Raw genomic sequence first — 16,171 nt, forward strand, 5'->3', positions numbered from 1 at the left:
CGAGGCCAAGACGCAATTCGCCGTCGCATTCGGCGAAAGGTTCGTCAGCAACTGACGGAAACGGGCCTCAGGCACAAAAAATCCGACAGTCCCCCTTAGTCGAGATTTTCGGCGGACGCCAGTCTGCGCGCACGATCCATTTCATCACAGCGTCGGCGCTTGTCATCTTCGTCATCGTGCACGTGGCAATGGTCGTCCTTTCCGGGACCTGGAACAACATCCGCTCGATGATCACCGGACGCTATGCGATCCAGGAAAAAGGCCCGCAATCATGAGCAAGCTTCTCACGCGACGTCGCTTTCTCATCGGCGGCACGCTTGGTGCCAGTGCTTTGACCCTTTCCGGGTGTGACGTGCTAGACCAGAACGCCGGCATCGCCAATGTCCTCCGTTCAGCCGAGCACCTGACGCTGAAGGCGCAGAGACTGCTTCAGGGGCGTGATGCCCTGGCGCGTGAGTTTGATGAGAAGGATATTTCTCCGTCGTTTCGCGTAAATGGAACGAGTGCTCCCGACAGCGACGAATATGTTGAACTGGCTGAAGGTAATTTTTCCGCTTGGCGATTGAAAATTGACGGACTTGTCGAGCGCCCGCGAGAGTTTTCGCTCGCAGATCTAAAGGCGCTCCCGGCGCGCACGCAGATCACCCGCCATGACTGTGTCGAGGGATGGAGCGCCATCGGCAAATGGACTGGCGTTCCTCTCGCCAGTCTGCTGCAGCTGACTGGGCTGAAGCCGACGGCACGTTATGTCGTGCTGCATTGTGCCGACGAACTCGAAAAGACGCTCGATGGCAGCGGCCGCTACTACGAGAGCATCGATCTCATCGACGCGGTTCATCCTCAAACCATCCTCGCCTACGAGATGAACGGCCAGGACCTCAGCGTCGGCCATGGGGCGCCCTTGCGTCTCAGGGTCGAGCGGCAGCTGGGGTACAAACAGGCCAAGTACATCATGCGTATCGAACTGGTCGACAGCTTCGCCGGCCTGTGGGGCGGGAACGGCGGCTATTGGGAAGATCGCGGGTACGAATGGTACGCCGGCATCTGAGGCAAATAAACGACAAATCACAGGATCACAGCTCATGAGCAGGCGCCACGTTCAAAAAGTAATGCCCATCTCCGCGACCGCTTCTTCGCCACCGGTTGAGATCGGCCAAACCAACTCGATCCTCTCTGATCCCGACGGCCGATGGGTCGCAAAGCGGCAGGGGGCGATTAACGAGGCATTCGAGAAGCGCATGCGCTTGGAGAGCGAACACGGCACTGATTCAGTGACTCCGTCGCACGACAGCGCACAGAACGTCGAGCTCTTAGAGAACCCAGCTGCGAAACTCTCCGGCGAAAGCGATCGAATTGGTCGATTTGAGTGGGACGAGAATACGGCATTTGGCAAACAGGTCGGTTTCTTCTGATCGACCTCGCTTTAGAAAATTATTTAAGAAAGTGGAGAAGAACAATGGCAAACAATCAGACCTCCCTTGCCGCGAGCGGCAACGAGCAATGGCTCAAGCAATATTACTTCACGCGTGCGGCGTTCTCGTTGTTGTGGGTCACAGCTGCCTTGACCATAGGGCAGCAATCATTTGCGATAACTGCCGCACTCCTGATCGCCTATCCGGCTTGGGACGCCGCCGCGAACGTTATTGACGCGGCCAGGAGCGGTGGCTTGGCGGTCAACCGCAGCCAGGCGATCAATGTCACTGCAAGCTCGATCATGACAATTGCCGTGATCATCGCTTTGACGATGAATATGAACTGGGTCCTGGGCGCCTTTGGACTATGGGCGATTTTTTCAGGGCTGCTGCAGCTTGGCACTGCCGTCAGGCGGTGGAAAACGAGCGGAGGTCAGTGGGCTATGGTTCTAAGTGGTGGTCAATCGGCATTAGCAGGCGCTGTCTTCTTGTATCAAGCGCAAACGCCGCAGGAGCCTTCGATCTCCACAGTCGCCGGCTATGCGGGTTTCGGAGCATTCTATTTTCTTGTTTCGGCAATATGGTTGAGTATGAGTCTGTCGCGTCGTGGTATGAGTGAAGCAGAACATTAGACTCCTGTGGAGCTCTTGTTAAACGGCAGCTTGCTTCAGTCCTGGCTTATGACGAACGGCGCAGGATTCTAATGGCAACTCACATTCGCAAATCGAACAATAAGAGCGCTATCAATTGGTTAGTGCAGGAGTAGATCGCGGGTTCGATTCTCTTCAAGAGCAAACCGAGATGCTTTCTGCGCCGGAAAGTGATGTGGGTAGCGCGAGGTTATGCGGCTTGGCCCTTCAACCGCACAACATCCTTCGATGGTGGGAGCCCGAACTGCCGCGCATATTCCCGGCTGAACTGATTGGGGCTTTCATATCCGACGCCGAAGGCCACGGATGTCGCGTTTCCTTCTCCGGCCATGAGAAGCGTCCGGGCGTGCAGCAGGCGGACCTGCTTCTGAAACTGAATTGGGCTAAGCGCTGTCACCGCCTTGAAATGGCGATGGAAGGCCGAAACGCTCAACGCCGCCATTTCCGCGAGCGCTTCGACCCGGAGTGGTTTTGCGAAGTTTTCCCGTATCCACTGGATCGCCACACCGATCCGCGACAGCGCCGCGTCGGGAGCGGCGATGTCGCGCAGCATCCAGCCCAGCGGCCCCTGCAACACGCGAAACAAAATCTCCCGCTCATAGGCGGGTGCAAGCACCGCGATCTCGTCCGGCCGCGCCATCAGCCGTAGCATGCGAACCCAGGCATCGAGAAACTCCTCGTTGACCGGGGCGATCGAGAAGCCGGAGCCGAACAGCTTGCTGCAGACCGGAACGGGCAGGTCGCTGATCAGTGCCGCGACCGTCGGCGGGTCCAGCGTCAGGCTGACGGCGAGATATGGCTCTCCTGCGGGAGAGGGATGCACCGCACCGACCGCCGGCAGATCGACCGACATGACGAAGTAGGTGGCCGGGTCGTAGGCGAAGGTCCGTTCACCGACCGTCATCGTCTTGGATCCGGTCAGGATCAGGTTGATCATCGGCTCGTAGACGGCAGAAAGCCTGTGTTCCGGGATCTCGCCCTGCACCATGGCGACGCGGGGGATGCCCGTGTCGGTCCGACGGTTTTCCGCGGAAGATGCCAGCGTGCGCAGTTCCTGAAGTTGCTTTTCCATGAAGGTGACCGTGACAGGTCGGGACCGCATCCGCAACCGCAAAGCAGAAATAGGCAAGTTTCAGAGAGGAATGGGTGAGCGCCGTGTGTGAGGGCAGCCTAGCTTCAGGTCACACCAGACACGGAAGGAACGTCCCATGAAAATCGCCATCATCACTGGCAGCAGCCGGGGTCTCGGAGCAAGCTCCGCCATCGAATGCGCCCGCAAAGGCATGGGTGTCGTCGTCACCTATAACAGCAGCCCCGATAAGGCCAAAGGGGTCGTGACGGAGATCACCCAGAGCGGCGGGAAGGCCGTGGCGCTGAAGCTCGACGTTGGCGACACCCGTTCGTTTCCGGCATTCCGGGACGCCGTCGCGGTGGCACTGCAATCCGTCTTTGGCCGCCGCGACTTCGATTATCTCGTTAACAATGCCGGTTACGGGCTATTCAATCCGATCGCCACCGTGACCGAAGATCAGTTCGGTGGATTGTTCAACGTCCACCTCAAAGGCCCGTTCTTCCTCACCCAGGTCCTGCTTCCGCTGATCGCGGACAATGGACAGATCATTAACATCACCAGCGCCACCACGCGCGTGGCGACATCAGGGGTCGCTCCTTACGCTGCCTTCAAGGGTGGTCTCGAAGTCCTGACCCGCTACATGGCCAAGGAGTTCGGTACTCGCGGCATTCGGGCGAATTCGATCGCTCCCGGTGCGATCCGCACCGAACTCGGCGGCGGGCTGCACGACGAGTTCGAGGCGATGCTTGCCGGCCAGACGGCGCTTGGCCGCGTCGGCGAGCCGGAGGATGTCGGTTGCGTCGTCGCCAGCCTGCTGTCCAACGACAACCGCTGGATCAACGCTCAGAACATCGAAGTCGCGGGCGGCTACATCATCTGAACAAGGAGAGCGCCATGCTCGATCACGTCTTCATATCCGCCAGCGACATCGGCCGATCGGTCGCCTTTTACGAAGAGGCGCTCGCCCCACTCGGGATCGTCCACGCGCATGACTACGACGGGAAAGATGGTCCGCCCGGCCATCCTGATTTGAAGGGGTTCGGCGCAAACGGCCGGGTGTTCTTCTGGCTGCGCGAAGGGGTGGTCGAAGGCCGCGCGGCTGATGTTGGCTTTGTCGCGAACGACGCCTCCCAGGTCGATGCCGCGTTCGCCGCGGCGATGGCTGTGGGCGCCTCGCAAATCCATCCGCCTGGTCCGCAGCTTCACTACGACCCTCGCTACTACGCCGCGCAGGTGCGCGACCCAGACGGCTACAGTCTCGAATTCGTTTATAAGGAATGGCAGCACTGACATGACAAAGCTGATGATCTACGGCGCGACCGGCTACACTGGCCGCATGGCGGCCGAACACGCAATTGCGGCTGGTACGCCGATTGTCCTTGGCGGACGCAGCGAAGCGCCCCTCGCAAAGCTCGCCTCCGAACTTGGTGTGGGATACCGCGTGTTTAGTCTCGACGACGCTACCGCGATCGACATGGGCCTTGCCGGAATCTCCGTCCTCCTGAACTGTGCCGGTCCGTTCATGCGCACCGCCGATGCATTGATGAAGGCGTCTATCCGCAATGGCGTACACTATCTCGACACGGCAGCCGAACTCGACAGCTACCGGCTGGCCGAGGCCCTCGACGACGAGGCCAACGCTGCAGGCGTAATGTTGATGCCGGGCGGGGGTGGCAGCGTTGCCATGCTCGGAAGCCTCGCCGGACATGGTGCCGAACGCGTCGCCAATCCCCGCAAGATCAGGATCGTGCTGCATGTCGCCGGCGGTCTTTCGCGCGGGTCGGCGATCAGCGCCACCGAGAATTTGACGGCCGAAACTCTGAAGCGCGCGCATGGTGCATTGACCCCGGCGGAGGCTGACGTTCAGGCGTTCGATTTCGGAAAAGGCGACGTCGACTGCTTCCGGGTGACGCTTCCCGACCTCATCACGATCTGGCGGGCAACGGGTATTCCCGATATCGAGACTTTCGTGCATGTCACCGGCGACGGCTTTCCGCAGGGGGATCTCTCGGCTCTGCCGGACGGGCCGAGCGAGAAAGAACGCCTGGCGAACCGCTACCAGGCACTGGTCGAGGTCACGGACGCGCAGGGGCTGATCGTCCGATCACTCCTCGATACCGTCAACGGCTACACCTTCACAGCCATGGCGGCGGCCGAGGCCGGGCGCCGTATTCTGACAGGTGAAGCGCGCCCCGGTTTCCAGACCCCGGCTGGCCTATTTGGAAACGGTTTTGCGCAAACCATCGCCGACACCACGATCATCGATCTCTAGGGAAATCGTCATGCAGAAGATCGTCGAATCCTTCATCCGCGCCGCCAACGCCTTCGACGTCGAGGGTGCGCTGTCCCTGTTCTCGTCGGATGCCGTCATCGATGAGGTTTCGGTGGGCAACGCCTTCGTCGGCCGGGATGGTGTTCGCGATTACCTCGAACGGTTCTTCGTTGGCTACCACACGAAGAGCGAGCTGTTGTCGCTTGATGGGCTCGACGACTTCCACGCCACCATCCGTCTCGATTTTAAGGGCGATTTCGGCCACGAGATCGGCATCCTCAAGATCGTCGTCAACGCAGACGGGCTGATCGAACGCATCGACGCTGACCTCGAATAGCATCCTCACCAACAACCCATCGATCACGTCCATCTGCGCCCCAGGCGCCGATGCCGGGGAGGGCTTGTACTCCGTGAGCCTCCGGCACGACAAGGAGAACCTTCATGACCACATCACCATCTTTCGCACAGGACGCCGCAGACCGTCTCGCCGTCGTCGAAGCCCTCTATCGCTTCACAGCCGGGATCGATCTTCGCGATAGCAACTTGCTCGCATCGTCGCTTGCGAAAAACGCGGTCTCCGACTTCCGGCCGGCCGCGGCGAAGGCAGGATTCGATTATCCAGTCATCGAGGGCAGGGATGTAATCGTGTCCGCCCTGACGGCATCGCTCGCTACGTTCGACACGACGCATTCCGTCAGCAATCCGCGAGTGACCATCGATGGCGACACCGCTCGCATGGACGTCCTAGTCGAAGCCCAGCACGTGCCGCGCAGCGATCCAGCGCGTCACTATCTGATGAAGAACCGCTACGACGTCAAACTGGCTAGAAACGGCGACGTCTGGGTCATCACGCACAACACCGTCGACAATGTATGGCGCTCGGGTGATCCCGCCGTCCTCTCCGTCGTATAAGCGGCGTAGGCAAAAGCCTTGGATGGCGGCGGGACAACCTTCCCGCCGCCCTTGCTGTTCAGACCTGTGCCTGACCGCAGGCGGCGAAGATTTCGGCGCTTTTGACAACAGCTTGAGCCGTTAGAAGCGAGGAACAGTCACCTTGGCGATTTCCTAGCGGGTCGCTGGTTCGATTCCTTTCAAGACCTTAGGACACTCGGGCCCGGCCAAGTGACCAAACAATTGCGGTTTGTGTTTATCACGTAAAATCTTAGCTTCTGTCGCGCCGACGTCGTCCGGAGTAGAGTAAGCTTCCTGCAGCTCCAGCTGCATCGGAATCGTGTCGCGCCGGCGTCGATGATCTTCGTTCCGTGTCGCAACGGATTGAGCCACAACGAGGCGGAATTCGTCGAACCCGAACATGCGGTCGCGGGCTGTCAGGTGCTTGCCCAGGTCGCTGAGTTTCTGGCCGGGTAAACGGGCACATGAAAGCGCTAGCGAGTTAGATTGAAATATTTTCAATCCGAGGATTCTGAAGCTAGACGTTCTAATAAACTACAAATTTTTCTATCGTTTTTAAAAGTGTACTCGAAAAATTGGAATAATGTTTCTTTGACGGCTGCCCGACCCACCGATACGCTTTGAAGCGCTTCAATCGGCGGGGAAATGATGAAAAAAGGCCGTCCCACCATTACGGATGTTGCACGTACCGCCGGTGTTTCGGTCGGTACCGTGTCCAATTTCCTCAATGGGACAGTGCCGGTCAAAGCCGAAACCGCCGAGAAAATTGAGGCCACCATTCAGAAGCTCGCCTATCGGCCGAGCGTTTTCGCGCGCTCTCTGCCGATGATGTCGGCGCGCAAAGTCGCGGCGGCCGAGGGCCATCCACGGCTTCTGGTAGTAGGTCATATCTGCGTCGACTATCTCTGCCGCGTGCAGGTTTTGCCCCATCGTGACGATCGGGTGGCGGCGCGTCACATCGACAAGGCGCTTGGCGGCCCGGCCGCCAACCTCGCGGTTGCCGCCGCAGCCGTCGGCGCGCCCTACGGCCTGAAGATCGATCTGGCGACGGCCGTCGGCGACGATGCCGACAGTGAATGGGCCATGGCGGAATTGTTGGCGCACGGCGTCAACGTGCTGCCGATCCGCCGGCCGGGCAAGAACCGGCTGCCGCGGGCGATGGTGATCATCGAGGCCAATGGCGGTCGCACGATCATTCACGAGACCTTCGAGCTCAGCGAGATCGACCTGACCGCCAACATGGACATCGCGCCCGGCCCGGTGCGCTCCTGCCTGCATATCGAGGGCTTTCACTACGAGCGGATGATGCCTTCGATCGAGCGTTTTCATGAAGCCGGCTGGAACGTCAGCCTGCACACGGCCGGCCTGCCGGAAGGCTCGCGCAACCCGGAAGCCTTCGCGCGGCTGATCGGCCAGGTCGACCTGACCTTCATCAATGACGACACGCTGCGCGAGATCTTCTCCATCCGCACGCCGCTCGCCTCGATGATCGAGGAGGCGGGCCGGATGATCGCGCGGGTGAAGCCGCGCGGCGACGTGGTGCTGACGCTCGGCGAGTTCGGCGCGGTGGTTTTCCGCAAGAGCGGCGGCCCGCCGATCGAGGTTCCCGCGCTGCCGGTCAGCCGGGTCGACGCGACGGGCGCGGGCGATGCGTTCGCCGGCATATTCCTGAGCCTCTGGCTTCATGGCCGCCCGCTGGTGGACGCGGCGCGGTACGCGGCCGTCGGCGCCAGCCTGACGACGACCGCGGAAGGCGCGCAGGGCCGCCCGGCCAGCGCGCAGGAACTCGAAGCGCTGCTCTCGTCCGTCGAGGCGAAAGCGGGCTGATTTTTCGACAACACAGATCGCAGGTAAGAAGGAGACCGACATGGTGACGAAGGTTTTGCTGGTTGGAGAGAGCTGGGTCAGCTCGGCAACCCATTACAAGGGCTTCGACCAGTTCGGCAGCGTGACTTTCCATCTCGGCGCGGAACCGCTCGTCGCGGCGCTCCAGGGCGACGAGTTCGACATCACCTACATGACCGCGCATGACAGCGTCGAGAAATTCCCCTTCACGCTGGAGGGGCTGTCCGAATACCAGGTGATCCTGCTTTCCGACATCGGCGCCAACTCGCTGCTCCTGCCGCCCTCGGTATGGCTGCACGGCAAGCCGGTGCCGAACCGCCTGAAGATCATCCGCGAGTGGACCAGGGCCGGCGGCGGTCTCGTCATGGCCGGCGGCTATTTCTCCTTCCAGGGCATCGACGGCAAGGCGCGCTGGCGCCGCACGCCGGTCGAAGAGGCGCTTCCGGTCACCTGCCTTCCCTATGACGACCGGCTGGAAGTTCCCGACGGGTTCAGGGCCGTCGTCACCGGCTCGAAGAGCCATCCGATCCTCGACGGCGTCGAGGGTGAATGGCCGCTCCTCCTCGGCGCCAACGAGGTGGCCGCCAGGGAAGGCGAGGGCGTCGAAGTCCTCGCCAGGCTGCCGGAGGAGGAAGGCGGCCATCCGCTTCTCGTGACCGGCAGCTACGGCAAGGGCCGCACGGTGGCCTGGACCTCCGATATCGGACCGCACTGGCTGCCGAACGAATTCGTTGCCTGGCCCGGCTACGCGACGATCTGGAAGAACATCCTTCGCTGGGCAAGCCGGACCAAGTGATCACCGCAAAGGACAGCCCGATGACCGTTCCATTCCTGCGCGCGACCGGAATCACCAAGCGCTTCGGCGCCCTCACCGCCCTGAGGGATGTCGATCTCGACATCAACGGCGGCGAGGTCCTGGCGCTGCTCGGCGACAACGGCGCCGGCAAGTCGACCTTCATCAAGATCCTCGCCGGCGCCCATCCGCAGAGCGACGGGGAATTGCTGGTCGAGGGACAGCCCGTCGAGTTCTCCTCGCCCAAGGATGCGGCGAGTTCCGGCATCGCCACGATCTTCCAGGAACTCGCCCTGTCGGAAAACCTGTCGATCTCGGAAAACGTCTTTCTCGGGCGCGAGCTGAAGCGCTCGGTGCTCGGCATTCCCTTCCTGCGGCGCAAGGCGATGCGGGAGCGGGTGGATGGTCTGCTGCACGAGCTGGACGCCCATATTTCCGACCCGGAAGCGGCCGTCGGCAGCCTTTCGGGCGGCCAGCGGCAGGCGGTCGCGATCTGCCGGGCGCTCAACCTGAATGCAAAGCTGGTCATCATGGACGAGCCGACCGCGGCGCTCGCCGTCGCCGAAACGCGAAAGGTGCTGGAGCTCACGCGCCGGCTCGCCGGACGCGGCTGCGCCGTCGTGCTGATCAGCCACAACATCGCCGATGTCTTCGAGGTCGCCGACCGCATGGTCGTCTTCCGCCGGGGCCGAAAGGTCGCCGAGCGGCGGAAGGAGGACACCACGCCCGAAGAAATCGTCTCCCTCATCACAGGCGCTCATCCCGACGTGCGGGCGCTTGAACAAAACAATCGATAAAGCGCGTCCAACCGTTCCAGAGAGGTTCCCATGTTTGCGAAATTCAAGACAGTCCTTGCCGTCTCCGCATTGACACTCGCCCTCGGTTCCAGCGCCCTTGCGCAGGACAAGCCGAAGGTCGCCTTCGTGCCGCAACTGATCGGCATTCCCTACTTCAACGCCATGGAGGCCGGCGGTAAGCGCGCGGCCGAGGAACTCGGCGTCGAGTTCATCTATTCCGGCCCAGTCGACACCAATCCGGTCGACCAACTGCAGATCGTCCAGAACCTGATCGACCAGGGCGTCAACGCCGTTTCCGTCAGCGTGCTCGACGCCTCGGCGATCGCGCCGGTGGTCGAGGCTGCCAAGGCCAAGGGCGTGAAGCTCTTCACCAGCGACAGCGACGCCCCGGACAGCGGCCGCGCCGTCTATGTCGCCCAGGCGACCGACGAAGGCCTCGGCACCACGATCATCGACGAACTGGTCAAGCGCGTCGGCGAGGATGCCAAGATCGGCATCGTCTCGGGCGAGGCGACCGCCTCCAACCTCAACGCCTGGATCGGCTTCATGCAGAAGCAGGCGAAGGAGAAGTATCCGAAGTTGACGCTGCTCGAGCCGCAATACGCCGGCGGCACCGCCCAGCGCGCCGCGCAGATCGCGGGCGATCTGATGACCGCCAATCCCGACCTGAAGGGCCTTATCGCCGTCGCCTCCTCGACATGCCCGGGCGTCGCCCAGGCGATCGAGACCGCCGGCAAGATCGGCGCCGTCGTCGGGACCGGTTATTGCAGCCCGAACACCGCGCGTTCCTACATCAAGAGCGGTTCCTTCGGTTTCTCGGTGCTGTGGGATCCGGCGCAGCTCGGCTACCTGACGGTCTGGGCCGGCAAGCAGCTGATCGACGGCACGCCGTTCGAGGCTGAAAACACCGTGCCGGGCTTCGCGTCGCCGGTCACCTACGATGCCGACAGCGGCATCCTGCTGCTCGGCCCCCCGGCTGTCTTCACCAAGGAAAACGTCGATCAGTTCGAATTCTAAGGCCGGATAAGCTTTGCGATGCGACAGTCAAGTCTACGTTTCGTGGCCATCGGCGGACGTGAATGGGCGCTGCTCGGCGCCGTCATTCTCGCCTCGATCGTCTTTTCTGTCGCCTCGCCCTACTTCGTGACGGCGGGCAATGCCGGGACAATCGTCCGTAACAGCACGGAGCTGATGCTGGCGGGTCTCGGCATGACCCTGCTGCTCGCGATGGGTAGCATCGACGTCTCGATCGGCATCCTGATGGGGCTTGCCGCGATCGCCGTCGCCCATGCCCTTCTGGCGTCGGTGGCGCCGGCGCTGGCTTTGCTGGTCGGCCCGCTGACCGGAGCCGGCCTCGGCCTCCTGACCGCGCTGGTCGTCGTTCGCGGCCGCGTGCCGGCGATCGTCGGCACGCTCGGCCTGCTGGGCGTCTATCGCATGGGGGTGTTCGCGCTGCTCGGCGGGCAATGGCTGTCCGGCCTGCCCGCCGGCCTGACCGAGCTCCTGTCGAGCACGATCCTCGGAATTCCCCTTTCGGTGCTCGTCATCGGTCTTGCCTATCTCGCGGTCTGGCTGGCGCTGCGCCGCACGCCCTACGGGCCGCATCTGCTGTCGATCGGCAATGCCGAGGAAAAGGCGCGTCTCTCCGGCGTTCCGGTGACGAAGGTCCGGATCGCCACCTTCGTCATCAGCGGCGCCCTCACCGGACTTGCGGCCAGCTTCTACGTGGCGAGCTACCGGAACGTCGAGATGGCGATCGGCAGCACGCTGGCGCTCGACGCGATCGCCGCCGTCGTGCTGGGCGGCACGAGCATCATGGGCGGGCGCTGCAGCCTGCTCGGCACGGCGCTCGGTGTCGTCCTGCTGCGCATCCTGCAGAACGGCCTGCTCCTGATGGGCGTGCCCTCGCTCTGGCAGCCGGTGGTGACCGGCGCGCTGCTGATCAGCGTGCTGGCTCTCGAACTGCCGGTCTCGCGGCTCGGCGACATGAAGGAGAAGTGGATGCAGCGATGAAAACCCTCCTCAAGCTGTCTGCCTCCAGCCGCATCCTCCTCCTGCTCGCCGCGCTTTGGATCGTCGTCATCCTGCTTTTCGCCGCCCTCAGGCCGACGATGTTCAGCGCCTCGACCGTGACGACGGTGCTGCAGTTCTCGACCATTCTCGCGCTCGTCTCGCTCGGTCAGTGCCTCGTCATCCTCGCCGGCGGGGCCGGTATCGATCTGTCCGTCGGCGGCATCGTCTCGCTGTCCGTCGTGCTGGCCATGACCGCGGTGAAGGCGGGCCTGCCGCCGGCGCTCCTGCCGGTGGCCTGCGTGGCGGCGGGATTGCTGCTCGGCCTGTTCAACGGCCTGCTCGTCACCCGGCTCCGGATCCTGCCGCTGATCGCGACGCTCGGCACGCTCTTCGTCTATTCCGGCCTTGCCCTCGCGCTGACCGGCGGCGCGGCGCAATCGGGCGTTCCGGCTTGGCTGCTTGCCTGGGGACGGGGGCTGATCCTTTCCCTGCCGGTGCCCTTCGTCACGCTGGTGGTCCCGGTCTTCGCCATCGCCGCCGTACTTCTGCTCCTGAGCGCCTGGGGGCGGTGGCTGTTCGCCATGGGCTTCAACGAGCGGTCTGCGCGGCTCGTCGGCATTCCCGTCGATCGTGTCCGCCTTCTCGTATACGGCCTGAGCGGCCTGCTTTCCGGACTGGCGGGACTGGTTTCGCTCGCCTGGCTCGGGAGCGCCAGGCCGAATATCGGGCAGAACCTGGAACTTGAATCGCTGACGGCGGTGATGCTGGGCGGCGTCGCCATCACCGGCGGCGTGGGCGGGGTCGGCGGGGTCATCGCCGCCGTGATCCTGCTCGTCACGCTCAAGACCGGGCTTCTGCAGCTCAACGTCAACACCGTCTGGCAGGTCGGCATCGTCGGGGCGCTCCTGATCGCCGTCCTGCTCATCGAACGTCTTTCAAAACGCTGGAGTTAAGCATGCCATCCATCGAACAGCAGATCGCCGACCGCGTCGAGGCGGCGCAAGAGCGCATCGTCAAGACGCTGAGCGACCTCGTCTCCTTTCCGTCGATCGTCAAGTCGAACCCGAGGGAGGCCGGTCCCGGCGAGCGCGACTGCCAGCTCTACCTGCAGAAGCGGCTGGAAGCCCTCGGCTTTACGACCGACCTCTGGGATCCGGACGGTCCGGCGCTCTATGCCAAATATGAAGGACGCCCCGGCGCCAACAAGGGCCGCACCTTCGAGGGCCGACCGAACCTCGGCGGAACGCTGAAGGGAACGGGCGGCGGCCGCTCGATCATGCTGACCGGCCATATCGACGTGGTGCCGCCGGGCGCTGCGGAACACTGGACCACCGATCCGTTCGTGCCCGTGCTGAAGGACGGCTTCCTGCATGGCCGCGGCACCGTCGACATGAAGGGCGGCGTCGCCTGCATGCTGATGGCGGTCGAGATCCTGAAGGAGATGGGGCTGGAGCTGAAGGGCGATGTCGTCTTCACCACCGTGGTGGACGAGGAGATCGGCGGCATGGGCTCGCTCGCCATGGTCGACCGCGGCTTCAAGGCGGATGCCGGCATCATGACGGAGCCGACCGCCAACCGCATCGCGCCGCTCTGCCACGGCATCCTCTGGGGCAAGATCATCATCGACGGCATCGGCGGCCATGCCGAGCTGACCCCGAACGCCTGGTACACGAGCGGGCCGGTCGATGCGGTGCAGCTCTGCCGCCAGATGCTCGACGGCATCGACATCCTCAACCGCCGCTGGATGTTCGACCCGAAGAAGAACCATCCGCTGATGGACCTGCCGAACCAGATCATCGTCACCCAGATGAGCGCCGGCGAACATCCCTCGTCGATGGCGGGCCGGGCCGAGATCATCATCGATGCCCAGTACCTGCCGAGCGAGAAGGACGAGTTCGGCCTCGGCGGCCATGTGAAGCGCGAGATCGAGGAACACGTCCGCAACGTCTGCCAGGCCGATCCGTACCTGCGCGAACATCCGGCGCGCGTCGAATGGATCCTCGACGCCGACTGCGCCGAGATCCCGGCCGACAGCCCATTCGTCACGGTCTTCCAGCAGGCGGTCGAGACGGCGAACCTGTCGCCGGTGCTGTCCGGCTTCGGCGCCCACAGCGACATCGGCCTGCCGACCGGTCTCGGCAATACGCCGACCGTGAATTTCGGCCCCGGCGATCCGGCGCAGGCGCACCAGCCCAACGAACGAGTCTCTGTTCGCGACCTAATCGACTGCACGAAGGCGATTGCGTTGGCGGTGCAGAAGTGGTGCAACTAGATTGAACAAGTAAGAGAGTTCGCCAGGGACGGGTGACGCATTTTGGGCCAGTCAGTGTAGACAGTGAAGGGGTCGTAGGTTCGACTCCCCTCAAGGCGGAGGCGACCGGCAGGGCCTCAGACGGACGCGGACATTGTTGGCATCTGCCTGCAATATGCTAAGCGAAATTTCCAGCGCACTAGGCTGCCTCCCACACCTGGTTTAGGATCCGCGCTGCCAATGCTGCCTTGTCTTGCGGCAGAAAGCGCCCGTAGTGCTGCTGCACTACGTCAGGCGTATCTTGGATCGCGTAACTTGCCTGCTCGTAGGATCCGGTTTGTTTCAGGATGTGTGTGGCGAGCACGTCTCGGACATTGTGGGGGCCATGCGGTAGCAGACCTTTAATCGCGCCGCGGCCGGTATACGGATTGTAGATTCCGTAGCGCTGGATCGCCAACCGCCAAGCCTCGTAGAATGTTGTCTGATTATAAGCCGCATCGATGCTGGTCGTTTTGACGGTTTTGACGAAAAGCGTGCCCGGATCGGGCGCTCGCTCCAGCAGCACCTTCCTATGCCGCTCGATATAGGCATTGAGATAGGTGTAGAGATCAAGAAGATCCGGCAGCACCAGACGAAACGGCTTCTGCCCGAAAAAAGATGAGCCCGAGTTCTTGAACGCGTTGGACGGGATGAAGACCTCCCACCCACGCTCTCGTTCGTTCCAACGCAGTTCGCCGCGCTTTATGTCTTCGAGCCGGCGTTCTGCCGTCGGGAATTGTCCGCGCGGGCAGACCAACAATTGCCGAAGGTTTTTCTGCCTGAGGCCGAGATGTAAGCCAAGCCTTAGCATCAGGAACGAACGGACAGCCTCAGCGGCTGCTCTCGGGAAACGGTGCTCATCGGGCATTCGCTTCAAGATCTCCTCGGTGATCTTGCGATATTCAGCGAGCGGGCTATCTGCCTCCAGCACGCACATGATAGGCTCGAACGGATCGCGGTGCACCCGCATCACCCGCTGGATTTCTTTTGATCGATTGGCTGCATGGCGATGGAAGTCCTCACATGCACCGTGCCAATCTCGACGAGCAGCATCAATCTCGGCTGTCGTGATCAGTCCTTCGATCGGCTTCACGTTGCGCAACAGTTCGGGATGTTGGCGGATCCAGCCGACTTCGGCGCGAGTGAGGGCCATGGCCACCATCAGCATGTCTTCCTCCCATTTCGTGAAGAAGCCGCGACGGCGCTCCCGCCATTGCAAATACCAGTCCCACACCCCAGGGAAGATCAGGAGGCCGAAGGTGAGTTGGCTGAGCGGCACGCCTCGACCTTTGACAACCCCGTTCGGGGATGCCGCAAGTGCCCCAAACATAAGGCCGAGATGTTCGATCTTCTGGCTGGCTGTCTCCTCATTCCAGACGCCATTCCTGCGGTAGCCTATCTCGGTCAGTGTCGACGTCTTGAAGCGGATGAGGTCTGCCATCTCCATCGCAAGCCGAGGGGGTGCATCGACGACACCGGAGAGCAGATCTGGATCCTCGAGCGTCTCGGTCGAAGGCCCTTTTTCGTCCTCATCTCGCAGCCAGTTAGAAGTCGCTAGTCGAGGAGCGAGTGTACTGCCGCCATATGTAACCCCAGGGAACCGGATCGCGTAGCGCTGCTTCGTCGCTGCCGCCTGGAAGCGTCTGTAATCCGTCGATCCTGAGATGATGACGCGCCGAACCCATTCCAGGATCTCTTCGCGCTTTGAAAAAGGCAGGCTGCCGAAGTCGTCGGGAAGATGCCAGGCAAGCCGGCGCCGCTCCGCCGGGCTGATGTCTTCCAGATCGTGGCCATATAGCGATCTGGACTGATGTGGCAGTTTCGCTTTGAAGTAGCCTCGCTCCAAGCCATATCTGCGCTCGATCCGGCAAAGGATATCAAAGCTTGCCACCGAGCGAGGCACACGCTGGCCCTCAATCCACGACAGCAAGGTCTTCGCATCAAAGGTTTCGTCTATCCGAACGACCGCCCGGTGGAGTTGCCAGTAACTCTCGCCAAAGCGGCGCATTTGATAGGCGAGTGAACCGCACCGGGTTTACCGGAGACCTGTTAGGTTAAGTTATGCGGCCATGGCTGGCAGGTCCAGCATGGTGTAGTACCGATCTTCAGCCTCGG

The 16,171-nt window shown here is 62.2% G+C and carries 18 protein-coding genes and 1 pseudogene; 17 read left to right on the forward strand and 2 right to left on the reverse strand.

Features of this window, described 5'->3' with window-relative positions:
• The 4 genes from J2046_RS33010 to J2046_RS33025 all read left to right on the forward strand — a co-directional run.
• The coding region (locus J2046_RS33010) for a cytochrome b/b6 domain-containing protein (RefSeq protein ID WP_233470445.1) at nucleotides 1-275 on the forward strand (275 nt) is incomplete at its 5' end.
• Nucleotides 272-1,048, forward strand: coding sequence for a molybdopterin-binding protein (locus J2046_RS33015; RefSeq protein ID WP_210058994.1), 777 nt, complete (start codon nucleotides 272-274; stop codon nucleotides 1,046-1,048). The genes J2046_RS33010 and J2046_RS33015, both read left to right, overlap by 4 nt.
• A 34-nt stretch (nucleotides 1,049-1,082) precedes the next feature.
• Nucleotides 1,083-1,412, forward strand: a complete 330-nt coding sequence (locus J2046_RS33020; protein WP_233470446.1) for a hypothetical protein — start codon at nucleotides 1,083-1,085, stop codon at nucleotides 1,410-1,412.
• 44 nt (nucleotides 1,413-1,456) lie between these two features.
• Nucleotides 1,457-2,044 carry a DUF308 domain-containing protein gene (locus J2046_RS33025; RefSeq protein ID WP_112360103.1) on the forward strand — a complete coding sequence of 196 codons (588 nt, stop codon included), beginning with the start codon at nucleotides 1,457-1,459 and terminating at the stop codon, nucleotides 2,042-2,044.
• A gap of 208 nt (nucleotides 2,045-2,252) precedes the next feature.
• Here J2046_RS33025 and J2046_RS33030 read toward each other — a convergent pair whose 3' ends face one another.
• Complete coding sequence (locus J2046_RS33030) at nucleotides 2,253-3,134, reverse strand: AraC family transcriptional regulator (protein ID WP_210058996.1); 882 nt, start codon at nucleotides 3,132-3,134, stop codon at nucleotides 2,253-2,255.
• Between the two features lie 136 nt (nucleotides 3,135-3,270).
• Here J2046_RS33030 and J2046_RS33035 point away from each other — a divergent pair, with 136 nt between their 5' ends.
• The 13 genes and pseudogenes from J2046_RS33035 (at nucleotide 3,271) to J2046_RS33095 (ending at nucleotide 14,038) form a co-directional block, all read left to right on the forward strand.
• Entirely contained in the window at nucleotides 3,271-4,014 is a 744-nt protein-coding gene (locus J2046_RS33035; RefSeq protein ID WP_210058998.1) for an SDR family NAD(P)-dependent oxidoreductase, read from the forward strand.
• Nucleotides 4,015-4,028: 14 nt separating this feature from the next.
• Nucleotides 4,029-4,424 carry a VOC family protein gene (locus J2046_RS33040; protein ID WP_210059000.1) on the forward strand — a complete coding sequence of 132 codons (396 nt, stop codon included), beginning with the start codon at nucleotides 4,029-4,031 and terminating at the stop codon, nucleotides 4,422-4,424.
• A 1-nt stretch (nucleotide 4,425) separates the two neighbouring features.
• Nucleotides 4,426-5,406 (forward strand): saccharopine dehydrogenase family protein, encoded by a 981-nt coding sequence (locus tag J2046_RS33045; protein WP_210059002.1) that lies wholly within the window; start codon nucleotides 4,426-4,428, stop codon nucleotides 5,404-5,406.
• A gap of 10 nt (nucleotides 5,407-5,416) precedes the next feature.
• Entirely contained in the window at nucleotides 5,417-5,743 is a 327-nt protein-coding gene (locus tag J2046_RS33050; RefSeq protein ID WP_210059003.1) for a nuclear transport factor 2 family protein, read from the forward strand.
• 104 nt (nucleotides 5,744-5,847) lie between these two features.
• Nucleotides 5,848-6,318: a nuclear transport factor 2 family protein gene (locus J2046_RS33055; protein WP_210059005.1), complete on the forward strand. Its 471-nt coding sequence runs from the start codon at nucleotides 5,848-5,850 to the stop codon at nucleotides 6,316-6,318.
• A gap of 315 nt (nucleotides 6,319-6,633) precedes the next feature.
• A pseudogene (locus J2046_RS34075) lies at nucleotides 6,634-6,774 on the forward strand (Zn-dependent hydrolase); the annotation flags it as partial.
• A gap of 189 nt (nucleotides 6,775-6,963) precedes the next feature.
• Complete coding sequence (locus J2046_RS33065; protein WP_233470447.1) at nucleotides 6,964-8,145, forward strand: PfkB family carbohydrate kinase; 1,182 nt, start codon at nucleotides 6,964-6,966, stop codon at nucleotides 8,143-8,145.
• 40 nt (nucleotides 8,146-8,185) lie between these two features.
• Nucleotides 8,186-8,959, forward strand: a complete 774-nt coding sequence (locus J2046_RS33070) for a glutamine amidotransferase (RefSeq protein WP_210059008.1) — start codon at nucleotides 8,186-8,188, stop codon at nucleotides 8,957-8,959.
• Between the two features lie 20 nt (nucleotides 8,960-8,979).
• Nucleotides 8,980-9,753: an ATP-binding cassette domain-containing protein gene (locus tag J2046_RS33075; protein WP_210059010.1), complete on the forward strand. Its 774-nt coding sequence runs from the start codon at nucleotides 8,980-8,982 to the stop codon at nucleotides 9,751-9,753.
• 30 nt (nucleotides 9,754-9,783) lie between these two features.
• Nucleotides 9,784-10,770: an autoinducer 2 ABC transporter substrate-binding protein gene (locus J2046_RS33080; protein WP_210059012.1), complete on the forward strand. Its 987-nt coding sequence runs from the start codon at nucleotides 9,784-9,786 to the stop codon at nucleotides 10,768-10,770.
• 18 nt (nucleotides 10,771-10,788) lie between these two features.
• Nucleotides 10,789-11,766, forward strand: coding sequence for an ABC transporter permease (locus tag J2046_RS33085; RefSeq protein WP_210059014.1), 978 nt, complete (start codon nucleotides 10,789-10,791; stop codon nucleotides 11,764-11,766).
• Nucleotides 11,763-12,719, forward strand: a complete 957-nt coding sequence (locus J2046_RS33090; RefSeq protein WP_210059016.1) for an ABC transporter permease — start codon at nucleotides 11,763-11,765, stop codon at nucleotides 12,717-12,719. Before J2046_RS33085 ends, J2046_RS33090 begins: the two co-directional genes overlap by 4 nt.
• Before the next feature lie 2 nt (nucleotides 12,720-12,721).
• Nucleotides 12,722-14,038: a M20 family metallopeptidase gene (locus J2046_RS33095; protein ID WP_210059017.1), complete on the forward strand. Its 1,317-nt coding sequence runs from the start codon at nucleotides 12,722-12,724 to the stop codon at nucleotides 14,036-14,038.
• Nucleotides 14,039-14,216: 178 nt separating this feature from the next.
• On the opposite strand, the gene J2046_RS33100 is transcribed toward J2046_RS33095, so the two are convergent.
• Nucleotides 14,217-16,064 carry a hypothetical protein gene (locus tag J2046_RS33100; RefSeq protein WP_210059019.1) on the reverse strand — a complete coding sequence of 616 codons (1,848 nt, stop codon included), beginning with the start codon at nucleotides 16,062-16,064 and terminating at the stop codon, nucleotides 14,217-14,219.
• Nucleotides 16,065-16,171 lie beyond the last annotated feature (107 nt).

This window comes from Neorhizobium petrolearium, from assembly GCF_017873175.1.
Taxonomy (GTDB): Bacteria; Pseudomonadota; Alphaproteobacteria; order Rhizobiales; family Rhizobiaceae; genus Neorhizobium; species Neorhizobium petrolearium.